Source organism: Streptomyces sp. NBC_00316 (genome assembly GCF_036158715.1).
In the GTDB taxonomy this organism is placed as follows: Bacteria; Actinomycetota; Actinomycetes; order Streptomycetales; family Streptomycetaceae; genus Streptomyces.
In genome coordinates this window covers 7,873,836-7,893,279 of sequence record NZ_CP108023.1, presented here as the reverse complement: position 1 = coordinate 7,893,279, position 19,444 = coordinate 7,873,836, and the positions used below count along the sequence as shown (strand labels likewise).

General features: G+C 69.4%; 22 protein-coding genes and 1 pseudogene. 12 read left to right on the top strand and 11 right to left on the bottom strand.

Annotated features, from left to right (window positions below; all coding sequences use genetic code 11):
- Positions 1–65 precede the first annotated feature (65 nt).
- The gene (locus OG878_RS35125; RefSeq protein ID WP_328890503.1) at positions 66–788 is read left to right on the top strand and encodes a lysophospholipid acyltransferase family protein; all 723 of its coding nucleotides are present in this window, start codon (positions 66–68) and stop codon (positions 786–788) included.
- A gap of 30 nt (positions 789–818) precedes the next feature.
- On the opposite strand, the pseudogene OG878_RS35120 reads toward OG878_RS35125, so the two are convergent.
- The 4 genes and pseudogenes from OG878_RS35120 to OG878_RS35105 form a co-directional block, all read right to left on the bottom strand.
- A pseudogene (locus OG878_RS35120) lies at positions 819–1,262 on the bottom strand (B3/B4 domain-containing protein); the annotation flags it as partial.
- Positions 1,263–1,337: 75 nt separating this feature from the next.
- Complete coding sequence (locus OG878_RS35115; protein WP_328890502.1) at positions 1,338–2,507, bottom strand: IS630 family transposase; 1,170 nt, start codon at positions 2,505–2,507, stop codon at positions 1,338–1,340.
- 114 nt (positions 2,508–2,621) lie between these two features.
- Positions 2,622–3,455 (bottom strand): SDR family NAD(P)-dependent oxidoreductase, encoded by an 834-nt coding sequence (locus OG878_RS35110; protein WP_328890501.1) that lies wholly within the window; start codon positions 3,453–3,455, stop codon positions 2,622–2,624.
- Complete coding sequence (locus tag OG878_RS35105) at positions 3,452–4,084, bottom strand: TetR/AcrR family transcriptional regulator (protein ID WP_328890500.1); 633 nt, start codon at positions 4,082–4,084, stop codon at positions 3,452–3,454. The genes OG878_RS35110 and OG878_RS35105 overlap by 4 nt, the downstream gene beginning before the upstream one ends.
- 54 nt (positions 4,085–4,138) lie before the next feature.
- Between OG878_RS35105 and OG878_RS35100 the strand changes: the two genes are divergently transcribed.
- On the top strand, positions 4,139–4,858 hold the full coding sequence (locus OG878_RS35100) for an SDR family oxidoreductase (RefSeq protein WP_328890499.1): 720 nt from the start codon (positions 4,139–4,141) through the stop codon (positions 4,856–4,858).
- A 5-nt stretch (positions 4,859–4,863) separates the two neighbouring features.
- Here OG878_RS35100 and OG878_RS35095 read toward each other — a convergent pair whose 3' ends face one another.
- The 5 genes from OG878_RS35095 to OG878_RS35075 form a co-directional block, all read right to left on the bottom strand.
- On the bottom strand, positions 4,864–5,052 hold the full coding sequence (locus tag OG878_RS35095) for a hypothetical protein (protein ID WP_443049198.1): 189 nt from the start codon (positions 5,050–5,052) through the stop codon (positions 4,864–4,866).
- A 245-nt stretch (positions 5,053–5,297) separates the two neighbouring features.
- Complete coding sequence (locus tag OG878_RS35090) at positions 5,298–5,897, bottom strand: transglutaminase family protein (protein ID WP_328890498.1); 600 nt, start codon at positions 5,895–5,897, stop codon at positions 5,298–5,300.
- Positions 5,898–5,975: 78 nt separating this feature from the next.
- A complete protein-coding gene (locus OG878_RS35085) occupies positions 5,976–7,037 on the bottom strand; it encodes a threonine aldolase family protein (RefSeq protein WP_328891484.1) in 1,062 nt (353 codons plus the stop codon).
- Positions 7,034–7,819 (bottom strand): SDR family NAD(P)-dependent oxidoreductase, encoded by a 786-nt coding sequence (locus tag OG878_RS35080; protein WP_277324645.1) that lies wholly within the window; start codon positions 7,817–7,819, stop codon positions 7,034–7,036. The genes OG878_RS35085 and OG878_RS35080 overlap by 4 nt, the downstream gene beginning before the upstream one ends.
- Positions 7,816–9,213, bottom strand: a complete 1,398-nt coding sequence (locus OG878_RS35075; RefSeq protein ID WP_328890497.1) for a DUF6421 family protein — start codon at positions 9,211–9,213, stop codon at positions 7,816–7,818. The genes OG878_RS35080 and OG878_RS35075 overlap by 4 nt, the downstream gene beginning before the upstream one ends.
- A 324-nt stretch (positions 9,214–9,537) precedes the next feature.
- On the opposite strand from OG878_RS35075, the gene OG878_RS35070 reads away from it, so the two are divergent.
- Together OG878_RS35070 and OG878_RS35065 are read left to right on the top strand one after the other, a co-directional pair.
- Positions 9,538–9,663, top strand: coding sequence for a hypothetical protein (locus OG878_RS35070; protein ID WP_328890496.1), 126 nt, complete (start codon positions 9,538–9,540; stop codon positions 9,661–9,663).
- A 253-nt stretch (positions 9,664–9,916) separates the two neighbouring features.
- Positions 9,917–10,600 (top strand): glycerophosphodiester phosphodiesterase, encoded by a 684-nt coding sequence (locus OG878_RS35065; protein WP_328890495.1) that lies wholly within the window; start codon positions 9,917–9,919, stop codon positions 10,598–10,600.
- A gap of 53 nt (positions 10,601–10,653) precedes the next feature.
- On the opposite strand, the gene OG878_RS35060 is transcribed toward OG878_RS35065, so the two are convergent.
- Positions 10,654–11,229 (bottom strand): GNAT family N-acetyltransferase, encoded by a 576-nt coding sequence (locus tag OG878_RS35060; RefSeq protein ID WP_328890494.1) that lies wholly within the window; start codon positions 11,227–11,229, stop codon positions 10,654–10,656.
- Positions 11,230–11,469: 240 nt separating this feature from the next.
- Between OG878_RS35060 and OG878_RS35055 the strand changes: the two genes are divergently transcribed.
- The 6 genes from OG878_RS35055 (at position 11,470) to OG878_RS35030 (ending at position 15,317) form a co-directional block, all read left to right on the top strand.
- A complete protein-coding gene (locus OG878_RS35055; RefSeq protein ID WP_328890493.1) occupies positions 11,470–11,856 on the top strand; it encodes a VOC family protein in 387 nt (128 codons plus the stop codon).
- 144 nt (positions 11,857–12,000) lie between these two features.
- The gene (locus OG878_RS35050) at positions 12,001–12,594 is read left to right on the top strand and encodes a DUF5134 domain-containing protein (protein WP_328890492.1); all 594 of its coding nucleotides are present in this window, start codon (positions 12,001–12,003) and stop codon (positions 12,592–12,594) included.
- Positions 12,595–12,681: 87 nt separating this feature from the next.
- Positions 12,682–13,617 carry a M56 family metallopeptidase gene (locus tag OG878_RS35045; RefSeq protein WP_328890491.1) on the top strand — a complete coding sequence of 312 codons (936 nt, stop codon included), beginning with the start codon at positions 12,682–12,684 and terminating at the stop codon, positions 13,615–13,617.
- Positions 13,618–13,651: 34 nt separating this feature from the next.
- Complete coding sequence (locus OG878_RS35040; protein ID WP_328890490.1) at positions 13,652–14,347, top strand: phosphatase PAP2 family protein; 696 nt, start codon at positions 13,652–13,654, stop codon at positions 14,345–14,347.
- A gap of 18 nt (positions 14,348–14,365) precedes the next feature.
- Entirely contained in the window at positions 14,366–15,058 is a 693-nt protein-coding gene (locus tag OG878_RS35035) for an HAD family hydrolase (protein WP_328890489.1), read from the top strand.
- A gap of 79 nt (positions 15,059–15,137) precedes the next feature.
- The gene (locus tag OG878_RS35030) at positions 15,138–15,317 is read left to right on the top strand and encodes a hypothetical protein (RefSeq protein ID WP_328890488.1); all 180 of its coding nucleotides are present in this window, start codon (positions 15,138–15,140) and stop codon (positions 15,315–15,317) included.
- A gap of 303 nt (positions 15,318–15,620) precedes the next feature.
- Here the strand turns inward: OG878_RS35030 and OG878_RS35025 are convergent, their stop codons facing one another.
- Positions 15,621–17,111 carry an LVIVD repeat-containing protein gene (locus OG878_RS35025; RefSeq protein ID WP_328890487.1) on the bottom strand — a complete coding sequence of 497 codons (1,491 nt, stop codon included), beginning with the start codon at positions 17,109–17,111 and terminating at the stop codon, positions 15,621–15,623.
- 176 nt (positions 17,112–17,287) lie between these two features.
- On the opposite strand from OG878_RS35025, the gene OG878_RS35020 reads away from it, so the two are divergent.
- Together OG878_RS35020 and OG878_RS35015 are read left to right on the top strand one after the other, a co-directional pair.
- Positions 17,288–17,956: a DUF305 domain-containing protein gene (locus OG878_RS35020; protein ID WP_328890486.1), complete on the top strand. Its 669-nt coding sequence runs from the start codon at positions 17,288–17,290 to the stop codon at positions 17,954–17,956.
- Between the two features lie 78 nt (positions 17,957–18,034).
- The gene (locus tag OG878_RS35015; RefSeq protein ID WP_328890485.1) at positions 18,035–19,417 is read left to right on the top strand and encodes an FAD-dependent oxidoreductase; all 1,383 of its coding nucleotides are present in this window, start codon (positions 18,035–18,037) and stop codon (positions 19,415–19,417) included.
- Positions 19,418–19,444: the final 27 nt, after the last annotated feature.

Genomic DNA, 19,444 nt, shown 5'->3' with positions numbered 1-19,444 from the left:
ACCTACGGCTGCGTAACTTCCGCCGGGAGAACCCTCCTCAGGCGCAGAAGAAGGGTCTTCCCCAGATGGCAGAACTCGTCTATCGGCCGGTCATCGGCGCCGCTCGCACCATGTTCAAGGCGCTGGACCTGAAGATCGACACTCAGGGTTCGGAGCACATCCCGAAGACCGGCGGTGCCGTGCTGGTCAGCAACCACATCAGTTATCTCGACTTCATCTTCACCGGGCTGAGCGCTCTGCCGCAGAAACGGCTGGTCCGCTTCATGGCGAAGGAGTCGGTCTTCCGCCACAAGGTCTCCGGTCCACTGATGCGCGGCATGAAGCACATTCCGGTCGACCGCAAGCAGGGCGAGGACGCGTATGCGCACGCGCTCGCCTCGCTGCGGTCCGGCGAGATCATCGGCATCTTCCCCGAGGCGACCATCTCGCAGTCGTTCACCCTGAAGAGCTTCAAGTCGGGCGCCGCACGACTGGCCCAGGAGGCCGGCGTACCGCTGATCCCGATGGCCCTGTGGGGGACTCAGCGGATCTGGACCAAGGGCCGGCAGCGCAACTTCAAGCGCAGCCACATCCCGGTAACGATCCGGGTCGGCGAGCCGGTGGAAGCCCCCACCGACCAGTACGCGGGTGCGATCACCCGGCGGCTGCGCGAGCGCGTGCAGGAGCTCCTCGAAGCGGCCCAGCGCTCCTATCCGGTGCGGCCGAGGGACGCGAGCGACACCTGGTGGGTGCCCGCGCATCTCGGCGGTACGGCTCCGACTCCCGCCGAGGTGCGTGAGGCGAGCTGACCCGGTCGGGTCACGGCCACAGCTGAAACGTCACTCCGGAGTGCGTACGGTGATCCGCGCTCCGGGGCTCAGTTTCTCCAGTGACTCGGCGAGTTCGGTGCCTGCGGCTTCGAGCTCGCCGATGGTCATGGGGGTCAGGCGCTCCGGCAGGAACACGGCGTTGACGGATTCCTCGATGAGCCGGGTGCGTACACCCTGGCGCCAGTTCCACCGCCTGCAGGTGACGCCCTCGTCGTCGCACCGGACCACTTCGCCGGGCTCGGGGTGCTCCACGGTGTCCTCACCGCCCGCAACGGTGCGGAACGGCTCCTGGCCGGTGGAGCGCACGAGCCGCATGTCGCCCTTGATGCGGTCGGCGTCCTCGCCGCCGACCGGAACCAGACAGGCGACGCTGATCGCGTTGTGGAGGTCGACCAGCAGGTTGATGCGCGGCAGACCGCCATCCGCGAGCGCCCGCCTGGCCAGGGCCCCGGCAGCACGAGTCCTGGCAACAGGACTCACTCCCGCTCAGTTCTTAGTGGTCGGCTCCGTAAGTCCTTCGGGGGTTGATCAAGCTGCCGGCGCGACGGAGGATTCTTCCTGTCGATCGGCGGGTGTGTGCCGGTCGAGTCTGGCCAGCAGTTCGTCCAGGTCGGAGGTGGTGAACCTCCACTGGAACGGCTGTGCCGTGGCGTTGTAGCGGTCTTCGAATGCTCGGAGCCGGTCCCGGACCTGGGTCAGGTCGGTGAAGTCGTTGGGCGAGACGACCTTGCGTTGGACGATGGAGAAGAAGATCTCGATCTGGTTCGTCCAGGAGGCGTGGACGGGGGTGTGGACCATGACCGCGTTCGGGAACGCTGTGGTCAGGCGGTCGATGGCTTTCTTCCCCCGGTGGGAGGAGCCGTTGTCGACGATCCAGAAGACGCGTCTGGCACTGGCGTAGGGCTCGGTGCTCATGACCTGGGTGACCAGGTTCATGAAGGGCACGATGCCGGTCTTCGGCTCGCAGCGGCCGAAGACCTTCGCCTGATGGACGTCGTAGGCGGCCAGGTAGGCCAACGCGCCGCCGCGGTCGTATTCGTGGTTGACGCGCATCGCCCGGGCCTGCCCCGGCGCCAGGGTCGGGTGGCAGCGGCAGCGCGCCTGAATTGAGGTCTTCTCGTCGCTGGAGATGACGTACTCGTCCTCGCCAAGCGGTTCGCCGTCGAAGGTACGGGCGTACAAGTCCAGGACCCGCTGGGCCGTGGCGCGGAAGTTCGGGTCGCGGATGAAGATCCAGGACCGGCACTGCCAGGGCTTGATCGCGTCCTGGTGCAGCCAGCGGCGCACGGTGGACGCCGAGACGGTATCGATGATGCCGCGCGCAGTCAGCTCGGCGGCCAGTTCCGGGCACGACCACCGCGACAGCGGTGCCCCGGCCTCGGCGGGCAGCTGGCAGGCCAGTGCCTTGGCCTCGGCGACCTGCACGGGGGTGAACCGTGCGGGGCGCCCGCTGCGCTTGCGGTCGGCCAAGGCCGGCAGCCCGCCGTGGGCGAAGCGGCCGCGCCAGGTCCGCACGGTGTCTATGTGCAGCCCGGTCTCGCGGGCGATGCGTGCGTTGGAGCACCCGCGGGCCGCATGCAGCACGACGGTGGCACGTTGCCGGGCCTGGTGCTCGGTCTTGTGACCGTAGGCCGCCTTCTTCAGTCGGTGCCGCTCGGAGGCGGTCAGGACGATTGGACGGGCGGCGGCAACGGGCATGCAGACAGGCCGATCACAAGAAGTGGATCACGACGGGCCGTGGTCTGCTGCCCTTGGTCCTGCGAGTGTCGGGCAGGATGGCGGCCATTCCCTCGGCCTCGACTTCAGCTGCACTCAGCAGAGGGGGCTCTTGGCTTTGGTGAGTTCCAGGCTTGCCTGCCACAGACGCAGTCGGGCCGCGCTGTCGTATGCCTGGGCATGAGCGCGTGCGTCGCGGGTGCGGTCGTAGAAGCGTCCGGTGGTGCCGGCGAGTGCAGGATCGGCGACGAGCCGGCGGGTGGCGGTCACTCCTTCTTCCAGCGTGTCGATGCTGCGTCCGATCTCGGCGAGGACGATCTTGGTCGGCATGTAGGTGGCGGGGTGGAGGCTGTTGACCGTGACCTCGTCGGCGGCCAGGCGTGCCGCGAGTTCGAAACCGGACGTGATCTGGGCGAGCTTGCTCTGGCCGTAGGCTCGGATGCCGTCGTAGTCGTGCTCCAGCATCAGATTCTCGAAGTCGAGTGGGTGCTGGCCGATGGAGGCGACGTTGACGATGCGGGCCGGCGCTGACGCGCGCAGCAGCGGCAGGAGTTCGAGGGTGAGCAGGAAGCCGGCGAGGTAGTTGACGGCGAAGCGCAGCTCGTGGCCGTCGGCGCTGGTGCGGCGGGTGCGGCCGTCCGGTTGCCCGCCGCCGATGCCGGCGTTGTTCACCAGGACGTCGAGTCGGCCCACCGATGCGCGAATCTCAGCGGCCATGCGGCTGACCTGGTCGAGGTCGGCGAGATCCGCGGTCACGGTCCGGGGCCTGGATACGCCGCGGGCCGTGAACTGGTCTGCGATGCGGTCGAGTTTGGCCTGGTTGCGGCCGTGCAGGATCAGGTCGGCGCCGTCGGCTGCCAGGCGTTTGGCCAGGGCCAGGCCGAGGCCGTCGGTGGCGCCGGTGATGAGGATGGCGCGGGAAAGGGTCATTGCTGGTCTCCCAGGTCGATCGCTGTGTTGGTCGCGGGGTGTGCGGCCTGCGCGAGGGTGGCCGTGAGCTCCTCGACGAGGTCGTTGCCCATGGGCTGGCGCGTGGCCAGGAGGCGGTACCACAAGGTGCCGAACACGATGTCCAGGACAGTGGACGCAGCAGGACGGGGCGGCAGGTCGCCCCGCGTCCGGGCTCGATCGAGGACGACCTGGAGCGCGTCGCGCCGCCGCTGCAGAAAGGCGCTGCGGAAGAGCTGGCCGAACTCCTCGTTGATCTGGGCCTCCGCCATCAGGACGCGCAAGATGTCGACGACGCGCTGCTGGCGGCCGAGCCGGAACGTGTCCTCCAGGAAGGCCCGTACGTCGTCGGCATAGGAGCCATGGTCGGCGTTCGTGACGTACAGATCGGCTTTCACTGCGAGTGCTTCGAGGAGAACGTGGGCCCTGGAGGGCCACCAGCGGTAGATCGTCTGTTTGCCGCATCCGGCGCGGTTGGCGATTCCTTCGATCGTCAGGCCCGCATAGCCGACCTCGTCGACCAGTTCGAACGCCGCGACCAGGATCGCCATCCGGCTCTCCTCGCTGCGCTTGCGTCCCGGGCGTGACTCCGAAGGGGGTTGCTTGTCCATGACCATGGAGGCTAGCTTAATTCGAGACGCAGCGGTTCGAAATAAGGAGATCCCATGTCCCAGCGCACTGCCCTCGTGGTCGGGGGAACGTCCGGCATCGGGCTCGCAACGGCTCGCCTGCTCCAAGCACGTGGTGCCACGGTGCACATCGCCGGCCGCAGCAAGGAGCGCCTGGACGCCCTTGCCGTCACCGACGCCGGACTGGCCGGGCACCGGGCCGACGCCGGAAACCCTGACGAGATGAGCGCCCTCGCCGAGGCGACCGGCAGCGTCGACTGGCTGGTCCTGGCCGCTGGTGGAAGCGAGGGGCCGGGGCCGGTAGCCGATCTCGACCTGACGATGTTGCGACGCGCGTTCGAGGCCAAGTTCTGGCCGCACATCACCACGATCCAGGCGGTCCTGCCGCACCTCACACCGGACGGGTCGATCACCCTGCTCAGCGCCATCACCGCGCGGACCGGCATGCCAGGAACCGCCGGCATCGCCGCCCTCAACGGCGCCGTCGAGGCCCTGGTCAGGCCGCTGGCCGCGGAACTCGCTCCGATACGGGTGAACGCCGTCTCTCCCGGGCTCGTCGACACGCCCTGGTGGAACGGCCTGCCGGAAGACGCCAAGCGCGAGTACTTCGCGCAAACGGCCACCACTCTGCCGGTCCGCCACATCGCCTCGGCACAGGAGATCGCCGAGGTGGTGGCCCTGGCCGCCACCAATGCCAACCTCACCGGCACCATCATCGAGACCGACGGGGGCGCGCGTCTGGTCTCGCTTGGCTGACCCGCTCACCGCGCCGTGGTGTCCTGCCCTGCCGCCTCACCTCGGCAGGGCAGGACACCGACACTCAAAGCCCAACACCGGAGTAGCCCCGGGAGCAGTTCACGCTCGGCGAAGACCTTCTTGGCGACGACGGTGGCGTTGATGGACCGTGGCATCGCGCAGTAGACGGCCGAGTGCAGCAGCACTTCGGCCATCTCAGAGGTGGCAGGTCGACATTGAGCGCGGCGTTGATGGGTACTTCGAGCTCGATCTCACAGCCGCCGAGCCGGGGTGATCAGCGGCCAGTCGCGCAGCGACCACTACCACCGGCAAGACCGAATGATCAACCCCGGAAGGACTTCCAGGCGAGACCACTTAGGAACGGTGCGTACGTCTTCGGAAACGGAGAAACTCAGGGTCATCGGCTGTCTTGCCTCGGGGACGGTCCGGAGCGGGACGGTCAGAGTGCGGTCGGGAGAGTGCGCCACAGCTGCGCGCGGTCCTCGGCGCACTGCAGCGCGCGCAGAACCGCCGGATGCGGTGCTGCATAGAGTACCGGGTAGTCCACTCCATTGGACTCCGGCCCGATGGGCCAGGCCAGACGCTCCTCGTCCAGCGAGAACTGGGCGTCGACACCGGGCTTGTTCCCACGCGGATCCTGACGGTCCCACCGATCCCGCCCCGGCAGGCGCACGGCGATCAGACCGTGCAGAACTCCTGGAGCTCCGGTGTCGTCGTCCAAGCCCTGGTAGCAGAGGGCGGCCGGGATGCCCGCCGCGCGCAGCAGGGCGGCCAGCGCGTGGGACTTGGAATGACAGATGCCGTTGCGGGTGGCGAGGACGTCCGAGGCGCGCCAGGTGACCCGCGGATCACCCGAGTCGACGGAGTGCACCACGGTGTCACGGACGAACTCATAGGCAGCGACCGCGTATGAGTATGCATCGACCGTCTCGGTGCGCAGCCGGGCGACGGTCTGCCGCACGAGCGGATGCTCATGATCGATGACCGGGTCGGCGGCGAGATAGGCGGAGATCTCTGGGACTTGCTGCGTCAGCTCCATGCGCGCAGAGCATACGGAAGCGGCCGACCGGAAGCCAATGACTTTCCGGTCGACCGCATATCCATACGAACAGTGGCGCTACTTGGCCATCTCTTCCTTCAGAGCGAGGACGAATGCGTCGACGTCGTCCTCCGTGGTGTCGAAGGCGCACATCCAGCGCACATCACCGGCGGGCTCGTCCCAGAAGTAGAAGCGGAACCGCTTCTGGAGCCGCTCGCTCACGTCGTGCGGCAGCCGCGCGAAGACGGCGTTGGCCTGGACGGGGTGAAGGATCTCCACGCCGTCCACCGAGCGGACCCCCTCGGCCAGCCGCCGGGCCATGGCGTTGGAGTGCTGGGCATTGCGCAGCCACAGGTCGCCGGCGAGCAGCGCCTCCAGCTGCACCGACACGAAGCGCATCTTCGAGGCGAGCTGCATCGACAGCTTCCGCAGGTGCTTCATGGCCCGCACGGCGTCCGGGTTGAGGACGACGACGGCCTCGCCGAAGAGCGCCCCGTTCTTGGTGCCGCCGAAGGAGAGGACATCGACGCCGGCCTCGCTGGTGAACGCGCGCATCGGCACGTTCAGCGACGCGGCGGCATTGGCAATCCGCGCCCCGTCGAGGTGGACCTTCATGCCCCGCTCGTGGGCGTGCTCGCAGATCGCCCGGATCTCGTCGGGCGTGTAGACCGTGCCGAGCTCCGTGTTCTGGGTGATCGACACGACCTGGGGCATGGCACGGTGCTCGTCGTCCCAGCCGTACGCCTGCCGGTCGATGAGCTCGGGCGTGAGCTTGCCGTCCGGGGTCGGCACGGTGAGCAGCTTGAGGCCGCCGACCCGCTCCGGGGCACCGCCCTCGTCCACGTTGATGTGCGCGGACTCGGCGCAGATCACCGCGCCCCACCGGTCGGTCATCGCCTGGAGCGAGACGACGTTGGCACCCGTTCCGTTGAAGACCGGGAACGCCTCGGCGGTGGGGCCGAAGTGGCTGTGCATGATCTGCTGGAGATGGCCGGTGTAGTCGTCCTCGCCGTACGCGATCTGGTGACCGCCGTTGGCGAGGGCGATGGCCGCGAGGACCTCCGGGTGGACGCCCGCGTAGTTGTCACTCGCGAAACCGCGCACCTGCGGGTCGTGGCGACGTCGCGCGTCGGTCCTTATGGTTGCGGGGTCAGCCACAGACGCTTTCCGTTCACTTCCGGGGCGGGCCGCTCCCAGACGCCGGCGATGGCATCGGCCAGCTCCTTGACGTCGGTGAAGCCCGCGAACTTCGCATTCGGGCGCTCGGCGCGCATCGCGTCGTGCACCAGTGCCTTGACGATCAGGATCGCAGCCGCCGTCTTCGGCCCTTCGTCGCCCCCCGCCTTGCGGAAGGCGTCGGCGAGCGCAAGGGTCCAGGCCTCGGCGGCCGCCTTCGACGCGGAGTAGGCGGCGTTGCCCTCGGTGGGCTTGCTCGCACCGGCCGCGCTGATCAGGAGATACCGGCCGCGGTCGCTGCGCTGGAGCCCTGCCTGGAAGGCCAGCGAGGTGTGCTGAACGGTACGGATCAGCAGCTTCTCCAGCAGATCCCAGTCGGCGAGGTCGGTCTCGGCGAAGGTGGCACTGCCGCGCCAGCCGCCGACGAGATGGACCAGCCCGTCGATCCGGCCGAATTCCTTCTCGGTCTTGTCCGCCCATGCGCGGGCTGCGGCGAGGTCGAGCAGATCGACGGTGTCGCCGGTGACGGTGGCGCCGCCGTGGGCGTAGCGCGCGGCGTCGACGGCCTCCGCCAGGCGGGTGGGGTCGGCGTCCGAGGCGACGACGATCGCGCCGGCCTCGGCGAGCCTGAGCAGCGTCGCCCGCCCGGCCGGTCCGGCGGCTCCGGCGACCGCGATCACGGCACCTTCGAGCGCACCGTTGCCGTTTGCGTTCATGGCCACCGCCTCCTTGGAACGAGCGCTCATGCGGCTGCCTGCTCGGCGCCGGCCGCGGTGATTCCGCGCGTGGAGGCGATCACGTGCTTCAGCTTCTTGGAGAGCGCCTCATAGAACATGCTCAGGGGAAACTCGTCCGGAAGCACGTCGTCCACGAGCTTGCGGGGCGGCTGCGACAGGTCCAGAGCGTCCGGGCCCTTGGCCCAGCGGGAACCCGGGTGCGGGGCGAGGTAGGTCGAGACCAGCTCGTACGCGGCGAACCAGTGGACCAGCTTCGGGCGGTCGATGCCCTTGCGGTAGAGCTCCTCGATCTCGGCGCAGAGCTGGTTGGTGACCTGCGGAGCCCGGTCCCAGTCGATCTTCAGGGTGTTGTCGGTCCAGCGGATCACGTCGTGCTTGTGGAGGTACGCGAACAGCAGCTGGCCGCCGAGACCGTCGTAGTTGCGGACCCGCTCGCCGGTGACCGGGAAGCGGAACATCCGGTCGAACAGCACGGCGAACTGCACGTCACGGCCCTGCGGGAAGCCGTCGGCCTCCAGCTTCACGGCCTCCTTGAAGGCGGTGAGGTCGCAGCGCAGCTCCTCCAGGCCGTACATCCAGAACGGCTGGCGCTGCTTGATCATGAACGGGTCGAACGGCAGGTCGCCGTGGCTGTGGGTACGGTCGTGGACCATGTCCCAGAGCACGAACGCCTGCTCGCAGCGCTGCTGATCGCCGACCATCTCGCGGATGTCGTCGGGCAGGTGGACGCCCAGGATGTCGACGGAGGCCTCGGTGACGCGGCGGAAGCGGGCGGCCTCGCGGTCGCAGAAGATGCCGCCCCAGCTGAACCGCTCGGGGGCCTCGCGCACGGCGATCGTCTCCGGGAAGAGCACCGCGGAGTTGGTGTCGTAGCCGGTGGTGAAGTCCTCGAAGGTGATGCCGCAGAACAGCGGGTTGTCGTAACGGGTGGCCTCGAGCTGGGCGAGCCACTCCGGCCAGACCATCCGCAGCACGACCGCTTCGAGGTTGCGGTCCGGGTTGCCGTTCTGCGTGTACATCGCGAAGACGACCAGGTGCTGGCGGCCGTCGGCACGGTCCTTGGCAGGCTGGAAGGCGAGCAGCGAGTCCAGGAAGTCCGGTACACCGAAGCCCTCGGCCGCCCAGCGGCGCAGGTCCACGACGAGCGCACGGTGGTACGCGGCGTCGTGCGGGAGCAGTGGGGCGAGCTCCTCGACCGCGGCGATCACGCGGTCCAGTGCGGCCCGGACAGTGGCCGGGGCGGGGGCACCGTCGGCGTCGAAGTCGATCGAGCCGTCCTTCGACTGCCAGGGGCGGATCTCCTCCACGGCATTCTTGAGCGCAGGCCAGGCCGACTGCTCAACAACGCGCTGGGCAGTATCTATCGCGCCGGCGGCGGCTTCATGCACAAGAATTTCCGTCATCACACTTCCTCTACGGGAGAACCTCGCGTCAAGACACCGTATCCATGTGTGGTTCCTCCAGACAAGTGCACCCCAGAAAATTATCCTGCCGACCCCCCATGGTCACCGCGATTCTTCCTGTCGCATGGCGGTTCCGCGACCTCTTCCGTCGGCCTGCCGGAGGTCGGGGAGGCCCGCACTCGCACACCCGAGCGTTCAGGCAGCGCACGGCGCGCCCACGCACGAGTGACACGGCTCGCGGCGCACCGGCTGCCGCCGGTAGGACGGACGGCATGGAACCCGCCGGCTCTGCGCCCGGCACACCACCCTCGGGAGAACTGCCGCGTGAGCATCCGTGCCGTCCTGGTCGCTGCCGTCATCACCGGATTCCTGCTCGGCGCCGCCGAAGTCCAGGGACACGGCGCCAATCCGCCGCGCGTGACCGGTCACCTCACGTGGCCGGGTCGCTAAGGGCTGTCCCGTCATCCGTGGCGGGCGCACGACGACAGCTGCGGCGCCTCGCAGCGTTGCCGGAACACCCGCATACGCCCCGTATGAGGACACTCCTCCGTCGTGCGATGCACCACGTCTGAAGCCGCGCGCTAATCCACCGGGGAACATGGGACAGCCCTTAGGCTGCCCCATGCCGAGTTGCCGTAATGCCGTATCGCCGCGTGGGTAGGAGCAGCACGCGGGAGTCGCCGTCGACGGAAGCGAGAATGCCTTGCCTTTTCTCACCATCGGTCATCGCGGGGTCATGGGTGTCGAACCGGAGAACACCCTGCGGTCGTTCGTCCATGCCGAACGAGCCGGGATGGACGTCATCGAGCTGGACCTTCATCTCACCAAGGACGGTGCGCTCGCCGTCATGCACGACGCCGACGTGGACCGTACGACCGACGGTACGGGCCCGATCGCCGAGAAGACCCTCGCCGAGCTGCGCGAACTCGATGCCGGGCAGGGTGAGCGGGTGCCGGTCTTCGAAGAGGTGCTCGACGCCGTGCGCTCCCCCGTGCAGGCGGAGATCAAGGATGCGGCGGCCGCCAGGGCGCTGGCCGACGTGATGCGGCGGCGCGATCTCGTCGACCGGGTCGAGGTGTTGTCGTTCCACGACGAGGCGGTCGCCGAGATCGCTCAACTCGTGCCGGGGGTGCGGACCGCGCTCGTCGCCAGCCGCTGGAAGAGCGATGTGGTGGACCGGGCCAAAGCGGTGGGCGCGGCGACGCTCGTGCTGAACATCCGCCGCCTCACCCTGGAGGTCGTCGAGCAGGCGCACGCCGAAGGTCTGAAGGTCATCGGCTGGGTGGTGAACACCCAGGATCATCTGCGTCTGGCTCGCGGCCTGGGGCTGGACGGCGCGACCACCGACTTCCCGGAGATCCGCCGCGCTGGCCGCTTCACCGCGTAGCCGCCGCGCACAACGGCGCCGGCGGCCCTTGAGGGTCTACTTCACCTCGAGGGTCACGTGCCCGTCAGGGTCCGGTTCGCCTCGAGGTCCTTGATCAGCAGCTCGAAGGCGAGATCGTCGCGCTGCGGAATGCCGAAACGGTCGTCGCCGTACGGGAACGGGCTCCTCCTTCCCGTACGGCGGTAGCCGCGGCGCTCGTACCAGCCGATCAGCTCCTCGCGCACCGAGATCACCGTCATGTGCATCTCGGTCGCGCCCCAGCTCTCCTGTACGGTCCGCTCGGCCTCGGCGATGACCGCCTTGCCGAGCCCGCCGCCCTGCAGGTCGGGCCGCACCGCGAACATCCCGAAGTAGGCCGCCTCACCGCGGTGCTCGAGCTGGCAGCAGGCGATCAGCACCTCGTCCCGCTCCACCACCAGCAGCCGGCTGCCGGGAGCACCGACGACCTGTCGGACCCCGTCCGGGTCGGTCCGCTGCCCCTGCAGGATGTCCGCCTCCGTGGTCCATCCGGCCCGGCTGGAGTCCCCTCGGTACGCCGACTCGATCAGCGCCACGAGTGCCGGAACATCGGCGTCCGTCGCGTCGCGGAAGGTCAGCTGTCCCGAGTCACGGGGCGGGGCGGTGTCCATGGTCAGGGTCTCCGTTTCTCTGCTGGGCCGTGCCGCAGCAGGGTATCCCGGTGGTGCCCGCCCAAGGGCTGTCCCGTCATCCCCGGCGGGCGCACGACGACAGTTGCGGCACCTCGCTGCGTTGCCGGAACGCCCGAATACACCCCGTACGAGGACGCTCCCCGCGCCTTGCGATGCACCACATCCGACGCCGCGCGCTGATCCACCGGGGATGACGGGACAGCCCTTAGGGTCTGGCGCATGGTGCATGTGCTGAGCAGCAGGATCCTGTTGAGCCCGACGGACCCCGATCGGTCACGGAAGTTCTACGGCGAGTCCCTCGGGCTCCCGGTGTACCGGGAGTTCGGCACCGGCCCCGAGCGGGGCACGGTCTACTTCCTCGGCGGTGGCTTCCTGGAGGTCTCCGGACGCTCGGCCGCGCCGCCCTCGCCCGGTCTTCGGCTGTGGCTCCAGGTCGAGGGCGTCCACGCGGCGCACGAGGAGCTGGCGGCCCGCGGTGTCGACATCGAGCGTCCGCCGGTGCGCGAGCCGTGGGGGCTCGTGGAGATGTGGATCCGTGATCCGGACGGGGTGCGGATCGCCGTCGTCGAGGTACCGGCGGACCATCCCATGCGGTACCGGCCCTGATCCTTCGACGGCGCGCACGGGGCCACTCGCTGCGGCGCATGCCCGCGGCGCGCTCCCCTCATACATCAGTGCGCCGCGTACGACCTGCGCGGGCGGGGCATCGACTAGTCGACAGCGACGTCGTACGTCCTGGGGAGGTGCGCTGTGCACGGACCGGCGATGTCCAGTTGGCTGCTGATGGCGCTGTGCGGGGTGACGGGTGCGTACTGTCTGCTCCGGATGCGCAGCGGGACGGAGGAGCAACGCAGAACGGCGCGCGCGGAGGCGCTGATGGGCTTCGGCATGGCCGCCATGGCGGTGCCCGCAGCCGTCATCACACCGCCGGTGTGGGGGTGGGCGGTGTACGTGGCGCTGTTCGGCGGGGCTGCGGTGCGCGCCCTGTGGTTCGCGCGGCGCAACGGCCACCATCTGCACCATCTGATCGGCTCGCTCGCGATGGTCTACATGGCGGTGGTGATGGCGGCGCCTGGCAGTGGCGCGGCGAGCCACGGGGGGCACGGCGGACATCAGATGGCACAGGCCGCCGGGGGTCTGCCGCTGCTGACCGGGGGGTTGCTGGTCTACTACGCGGTCTATGTGCTGCGGTCCGGGGTGCGGCTGATCCCTGTCGCCGCCACGGCGGACGCGGGTGGCGGGCAGGTCCCTGGGGGGCGCACCTGGGGCGCACGACCGGAGCTTGCGCTGGCCTGCCGGCTGACGATGGGAATTGCGATGTTCGCCATGCTGCTCACGTTGTGAGACAGGGGGCGCCGCCGGCCGTGGCGTGCGTCACTTGCCGAGCGCACCCATACCCGTGGGTAGTGCGCCACTCATAGGCTGACGCCCATGTTGGTCTCCCTGGCGCTTCTGCTGCTCGGTGCACTGGCCGCCGTCGTGACCCCGCGTCTGATGGCGCGGGCCGAATGGCCTGAGCGCGAGCCCATTGTGGCGCTGTGGGTGTGGCAGTGCGTGGTGGCGGGGGTGCTGCTGTCCTTCGGTCTCTCCATGACGTTCAGCGCGGCCGCCGCCTGGCAGGCGGTGCGCGGGCAGGTGTTCGCGCCCGCGCCCCACGCCGTGGTGGAGGCGTATGCGCTGGCCGCGTACGGGCCGTGGTCCGCCGTCATCGCCGTACTGCTGGCGCTGGGCGGGATCTGGACCGGCGCGATGCTCACCCGGGAGGTCCGCCGGGCGCGGCGGCGGCGCAGGCAACGCCGGGCCGACTTGCTGGTCCGCTCCCCGTTGATGCCCGGCGAGAAGCCCGGCAGCGACCGGCTCGTGGTGCTGGAGGGAGCACGCCCGGACGCCTGGTGGCTGCCGGGGGCCGCACCTCAACTGGTCATTACCACTGCGGCACTTGGACGGCTGAAGGGACGTCAGCTGGATGCCGTGCTGGCCCATGAGCAGGGGCACGCGCAGGCACGGCACGACTGGCTGCTGCACTGCTCCGCCGCGCTGGCTACAGGCTTCCCGCAGGTGCCGGTGTTCGCCGCGTTCCGTGACGAGATGCACCGGCTCGTCGAACTGGCCGCGGACGATGTGGCGTCACGTCGCTTCGGCCGGCTGACGATCGCTCTGGCGCTGGTCGAACTGAACGAGGACCGGGGTGTGTTCGGCCCCGCCCCGACGCCGGACGCGCAGCTGCCCCTGCGGGTGAACCGGCTGCTGTCCCCGGTGGAGCGGCTCACCGCCGGACGTCGGCTGCGGCTGACGGCGGCGGCTGCCCTGGTGCCGGTGGTACCCCTTCTGGTGGCCTTCGTCCCGGGACTCAGCGCGCTGGGATAGCCGGTGCGGTGGTCCGTCCGCGAGGATCACCCCCATGCCCTCCCCCTCCTCGCCACCTTCCCCGCCGGTCCGCGTTCCTGCCCCCGTGCCGGGCCTCGGAACGGGCATCGTCTGCGGGGTGCTCGGTGTGGCGCTGCTGGTCCTGGTCGCGGTCCACTGGTCCCCCTTGATGTCGCTGGACCGTTCCGTCGCCGACGCACTGCACCGGCGGGCGGTGGACGAGCCCGGGCTCGTCCATGCCAACCGGATCCTGACGGACTGGGTGTGGGACCCCTGGACGATGCGCGTGCTGATCACCGTCGCCGTGGTGTGGCTGTGGTGCCGCGGGGCCCGGATGCTCGCGGGATGGGTGGCGGCGACCTGTCTGTTCGCCACGCTGCTGCAGCAGGGGCTGAAGGCCGCCGTCGGGCGGAAGCGGCCGCAGTGGCCGGACCCGGTGGACTCCGCCCACTACGCCGCGTTCCCCTCCGGACACGCCATGACGGCGGCGGTGACGTGCGGGCTGCTGCTGTGGCTGCTGCACCGGCACGGCGCGGGGCGGCGCGTGTGGCGGGCGGCACTCGTGGCGGCGTGGGTCTCCGTGATCGGGGTGGGTCTGACCCGCCTGTACCTGGGGGTGCACTGGATGACGGATGTGCTCGGCGGTTGGCTCCTGGGGGCGGCGGTGGCCACGTTCTCGGTCGCCGGCTACGAGCGGCGCGAGCGGGTGGCCTTGCCGTCTCGCCCCTGACCGGGCGAGGATCGGTCCATGCCGATCAAGGGTGTGCTCTTCGATTTCTCCGGGACCCTGTTCCGTATCGAACCGGTCCGGTCCTGGCTGGGTGCGGTGCTGGCCGAGCGGGAGGTGACCGTGGCCGATGCCGACTTCGAGCGGTACGTGAAGGAACTCACGGCCGCCGGGGCGCTGCCGGGCGGCCCGCCCCCGGAGCACGTGCCCGACCGGTTCGCCGAGGCGTGGGCCACACGCGACGAGAACGCGGAACGGCACCGGGAGGTGTACACCGGGCTGGCCCGCCAGGTGGCCCTGCCGGATCCCGGACTGTACGACGCGCTGTACGACCGGCACAGGTCACCGGCGGCCTGGCACCCGTACCCGGATGCGGCGGGGGTGCTGGGGGCGCTGCATGCGAGCGGGGTCCGGATCGGTGTGGTGAGCAATATCGGCTGGGACCTGCGGCCGATCTTCCGCGCCCACGGTCTGGACGGCTTCGTCGACGCCTATGTCCTGTCCTACGAGCACGGCATCCAGAAGCCGGATCCACGGCTCTTTCACATCGCCTGCACATGTGTCGGTCAGGATCCGACGGATGTGGTGATGGTCGGTGACGAACGGCGCGCGGACGGCGGAGCGGCGGCGCTGGGGTGCGAGGTGCGCATCGTGGACCACCTGCCTGTGGAGGAACGGCCGGACGGCCTGCGGGCGCTCGGGCTGGTTCCCTGATGCGGTCGGGGGGACATGTGAGAGATGTCCCTGACGCCCAATGGGTCGGATTGTCACACCGGGGCCTTAGCCTGTAGGCATGTCCCGTTCTCCGTACTCATCCGATTCCGTGCGTTCCGCCGCCGTGGTGAATGAAGAGATTCGCGACCTGTGGCAGCGCTCCGGCGGATGCCTTTCCCCGGACGACGAGGAGCAGTACCAGCGACTGCTCGTGGAGTGGGCCGCGGTGACGGGCGGGAACGCACGGACGGCCGCGTGAACCATGCTCCCGGACGCCCGGGGGAACAGCCGATTCCGACGATCCCCCGTGTCGCCGGAATCGGGCAGCCCCGGTCGACCTGCCCCGCAGGGCACCGGTCGGCGGCTGCGCCGATGACGGACAGCATGCACCGGTCAACGCAGAGGTACAGCATGTGCCCGCGGGGCGCATCGGTCAATGAGGCGTCGCACTGCGCTCCGCCGCGAGCGGATTCCCGCCGGGCGGAGAACCGCCCGGCGGGAGGCGCCGTGAGCGCACGGGTCCGTCAGGGCCCGTGCGCTCACCGTCACGCGTGCAGTCGGATCACCTGTCGAAGTAGTCCGGCTGCGTCTGCACGTTGAGCTCCGGCATCCGCACCCGCTTCGCCGGGTCGGTCCGCCGGTCGTCGAGCTTCAGCACGTCGAAGCCCTTGGCGATGTCGTTGGAGTAGATGTACCCGTTGTAGTAGTACGCCGACCAGGGGCCGGCCGTGGTGACGGCGTCCAGGCTGACGGGACCGCGCTCGAAGTACCCGATCTCCTTCGGTGCCGAGGAGTCGGTGAAGTCCCATACCGAGACCCCGCCCTGGTACCAGGCCTGAACCATCAGGTCGCGGCCCTTGACCGGAATGATCGAACCGTTGTGGGCGACGCAGACCTCGGTGGCGGCCTGCGGGCGGTCGATCTTGAAGTAGCTGCGGAAGACCAGCTTGCGGTGATCACCCTTGCCGACGATGTCGTAGATGCCGTCGGCGCCGCGCTTCGGCCCGATCTCCTCGTTGCAGGTGGCAGCGCCACCGCCGCCGAGCTCATCGGTGAAGACGACCTTGTCGGCCTTCTGGTTGAACGTCGCCGAGTGCCAGAACGCGAAGTTCACGTTGTCCTGGACCCGGTCGATGATCTTCGGGTTCTCCGGGTCCTTGATGGAGAACAGCAGACCGTCACCCATGCAGGCACCGGCGGCCAGGTCCTTCGACGGCAGCACGGTGATGTCGTGGCAGCCGGTCGTCTTCGAGACACCCGGGTTGGTGGGCGCGCCCGGGTTGCCGCCGTCCGGGAAGAGCACCGGGAAGTTCACGATCTCGGCCTGCTCGGGCGCCTTGCGCGGCACCTTGATGACCGAGATCCCGTCGTGCGGCGGCTGGCAGTCGGGGAACGTCTCGTTCGGCGAGTACGAGGACACGTACACGTACACGCTGCTGCGCCCCGGAACCAGCGTGTGGGTGTGCGAGCCGCATGCGGTCTCGACGGCCGCGACATACTTGGGGTTGCGCTTGTCGCTGATGTCGAAGATCTTCATGCCTTCCCAGGAGGACTTCTCCGTGGCGGGCTGGGTGGTGCTGGCGCACGAGTTGTCGCTGCGCGAGGAGTCGGTGGACAGGAACAGCAGGTTCCCGGAGACCGAGATGTCGTTCTGGGACCCGGGGCAGAGGACCTGGGTGACGGTCTTCGGGGACCTCGGGTTGCTGATGTCGTAGATCCGGAAACCGTCGTAGTTCCCTGCGAACGCGTACTTCCCCTGGAAGGCCAGGTCCGTGTTGAGGCCCTTGAGCGCGTCCTTCGGGATGTTGACCAGCGGGGTGATGTTGTCGCTGTGGACGATCTCGTCCACGCCGGGTATCTCGCCGTCCTCGATGGCGGCCGTGGCGACCGCCTCCTGGGCAGCGGAGAGGCCGGTACGGGTGGCGGATGAATCACCGGGGTCGGGCGTCGCGGCCGCGGGTCCGGCCGTCAGCAGAGCGGCGAAGAGTCCGGCGGCGGCAGCCGCCACACCCAGACGTCTGCGCCGCACCTGGGTGGTGTGCAACGAAGTCACTGCGTCCTCCCCTGGACCAGTACGTAGTTGAACTATCGATCGACCCCGGCAGTATCGTCCTCCCCATGGGTATCCCAACAGATGGCAACAGAGACGTAATGAAAGTTTCCGACACGTGAGATTCCTGATGCGTGCCGAATGATCCGCAACTACCCCATGTGACGCCGGAGGAAGCTTTGTTGATTTACCGTCAGGCTGCGAAGGTACGCAGATCCGTGGTCGCCGCCGCCGTCACGGCAGTCGCGCTCTCCCTCGGCGCGTGCGAAGCGGGCGATGGCGACACCGCCACGAACACCAAGGCGGACAGGGGCCCTTCGGTGGTGGCCCCGGGCAAGCCGGGCGAGCCCGCGCAGACGCTGTCCGTCGAGGAGGCCACGAAGGCGGCCGGGGACGACACTCCCAATTCGGCCGACTTCCGCTACGTGCAGCAGATGATCCAGCATCACGCGCAGGCCGTGGAGTTGACCGGCCTCGTGCCCTCACGGGCCTCTTCCGGCGCGGTCAAGCGGCTCGCCGAGCGCATCTCCGCGGCGCAGAAGCCGGAGATCGGCGCCATGGAGGGCTGGCTCACGCACCACGGCGGCAGGAAGCCGCAGAGCGGGCATGACCACGCCGGGATGCCCGGCATGGCGACGCAGGCACAGCTGCAACAGTTGCGGGCGGCGAAGGGCAAGGCCTTCGACGAGCTCTTCCTGAAGCTGATGATCACGCACCACCAGGGAGCGGTCACGATGGCGACCGAGGCCCTCTCGGAGGGGAACAACGTCCAGGTCGAGGAGATGGCGGGCGATGTCGTCGCCCAGCAGACGGTCGAGATCGACCGGATGCGCGCCCTGTCTTCCTGACGGGCCGCACGGCCGCGCCTCTCCCCTGCCCGGGCAACCGGTGCGATGCTGGAGGCACCCTCAGGGAAGAGGTGCGCCGTGCTCCGTGTCGCCGTCGTCGGCTCCGGACCCAGCGGGGTCTACACCGCCCAGTCTCTGGTCGCGCAGACCCGGGTGCCCGATGTCCGGGTGGACGTGCTGGACCGGCTGCCCTGCCCGTACGGCCTCGTTCGGTACGGCGTCGCCCCCGACCACGAGAAGATCAAGTCTCTGCAGAACAGTCTGCGGACCGTCCTGGAGCACGAGCGGATCACCTTTCTCGGAAATGTCCAGGTCGGCGGGGACGGACTCCCACCCGAACGGCTCAGGGAGCTGTATCACGCGGTGGTCTACTGCGTAGGGGCGGCGACCGACCGCAGTCTCGGGGTGCCGGGCGAGGATCTGCCCGGCAGCCACTCGGCGACGGAGTTCGTCTCCTGGTACAGCGCCCACCCCGATGCGGCTGCCAACGGCTTTGCCCTGCAGGCCCGTTCGGTCGTGGTGATCGGCGTGGGAAATGTGGCGGTCGATGTGGCGCGGATCCTGGCGCGCAGTGCCGAGGAGCTGCGGCCCACCGATGTGCCGCACCCGGCGCTCGGTGTGCTGGCCGGCAGCCAGGTCCATGAGGTGCACATGGCGGGCAGGCGCGGACCGTCGCAGGCCAGGTTCACCACCAAGGAGCTGCGCGAGCTGGGCACGCTGCCCGGAGCACGGGTCGTGGTGGAGGAGGCGGAACTGGCCCGCGATCCGGCATACGCCCCCGGCGCGGCACCACCGGATGCACCCGCACCCCTGTCCGCGGTGGCCCGACGCAATGTAGAGGTGCTGCGCGGGTGGGCCGAGGCCGGTACCCACGCCACCGGGCCTGACCCGATGCGCACGATCCACCTGCGGTTCTTCCTGCGCCCGGTCGAGCTCCTGGAACGGGACGGGCGGGTCGCCGGGGTGCGGTTCGCGCACACGGCTCCGGACGGCAGCGGGGGGATACAGGACACCGGAGCGTACGAGGACATCGACGCCCAGCTCGTCCTGCGGGCCGTCGGCTACCGCGGGCTGCCGCTGCCCGGTCTGCCGTTCGATCCGGCCCGCGGCACCGTGCCCCATCTGGCGGGACGGGTGCTCCGGGACGGAGTACCCGCGCCCGGTGAGTATGTCGCGGGCTGGATCAAGCGGGGGCCGACCGGGGTGATCGGCTCCAACCGGTCGTGCGCGAAGGAGACCGTGGCGTCGTTGCTGGACGACGCACCGCAGCTCTCCGGTCGGCCGACGGCACCCGATCCCTTGGCCGCACTGCGGGCATGGGGGTTGCGGCCGGTGCAATGGGACGGCTGGCAGTCGATCGAGCGGGCGGAGGCGGAGTGGGGGCGGTCGCTGGGCCGTGGGCCGGTGAAGATCCCGGACTGGGCGGGACTGCTGGAGGCCGCGCACGGCAGCGCGCACTGACACGAGGCCACGGAACCGGTACTGCGG

Excerpts from the sequence above, each read along its gene's own strand:
- OG878_RS35125 (WP_328890503.1), top strand. The coding sequence starts at position 66 with ATGGCAGAACTCGTCTATCGGCCGGTCATCGGCGCCGCTCGCACCATG.
- OG878_RS35115 (WP_328890502.1), bottom strand. The coding sequence starts at position 2,507 with ATGCCCGTTGCCGCCGCCCGTCCAATCGTCCTGACCGCCTCCGAGCGG.
- OG878_RS35110 (WP_328890501.1), bottom strand. The coding sequence starts at position 3,455 with ATGACCCTTTCCCGCGCCATCCTCATCACCGGCGCCACCGACGGCCTC.
- OG878_RS35105 (WP_328890500.1), bottom strand. The coding sequence starts at position 4,084 with ATGGACAAGCAACCCCCTTCGGAGTCACGCCCGGGACGCAAGCGCAGC.
- OG878_RS35100 (WP_328890499.1), top strand. The coding sequence starts at position 4,139 with ATGTCCCAGCGCACTGCCCTCGTGGTCGGGGGAACGTCCGGCATCGGG.
- OG878_RS35095 (WP_443049198.1), bottom strand. The coding sequence starts at position 5,052 with ATGGCCGAAGTGCTGCTGCACTCGGCCGTCTACTGCGCGATGCCACGG.
- OG878_RS35090 (WP_328890498.1), bottom strand. The coding sequence starts at position 5,897 with ATGGAGCTGACGCAGCAAGTCCCAGAGATCTCCGCCTATCTCGCCGCC.
- OG878_RS35080 (WP_277324645.1), bottom strand. The coding sequence starts at position 7,819 with ATGAGCGCTCGTTCCAAGGAGGCGGTGGCCATGAACGCAAACGGCAAC.
- OG878_RS35075 (WP_328890497.1), bottom strand. The coding sequence starts at position 9,213 with ATGACGGAAATTCTTGTGCATGAAGCCGCCGCCGGCGCGATAGATACT.
- OG878_RS35060 (WP_328890494.1), bottom strand. The coding sequence starts at position 11,229 with ATGGACACCGCCCCGCCCCGTGACTCGGGACAGCTGACCTTCCGCGAC.
- OG878_RS35055 (WP_328890493.1), top strand. The coding sequence starts at position 11,470 with ATGGTGCATGTGCTGAGCAGCAGGATCCTGTTGAGCCCGACGGACCCC.
- OG878_RS35045 (WP_328890491.1), top strand. The coding sequence starts at position 12,682 with ATGTTGGTCTCCCTGGCGCTTCTGCTGCTCGGTGCACTGGCCGCCGTC.
- OG878_RS35040 (WP_328890490.1), top strand. The coding sequence starts at position 13,652 with ATGCCCTCCCCCTCCTCGCCACCTTCCCCGCCGGTCCGCGTTCCTGCC.
- OG878_RS35035 (WP_328890489.1), top strand. The coding sequence starts at position 14,366 with ATGCCGATCAAGGGTGTGCTCTTCGATTTCTCCGGGACCCTGTTCCGT.
- OG878_RS35030 (WP_328890488.1), top strand. The coding sequence starts at position 15,138 with ATGTCCCGTTCTCCGTACTCATCCGATTCCGTGCGTTCCGCCGCCGTG.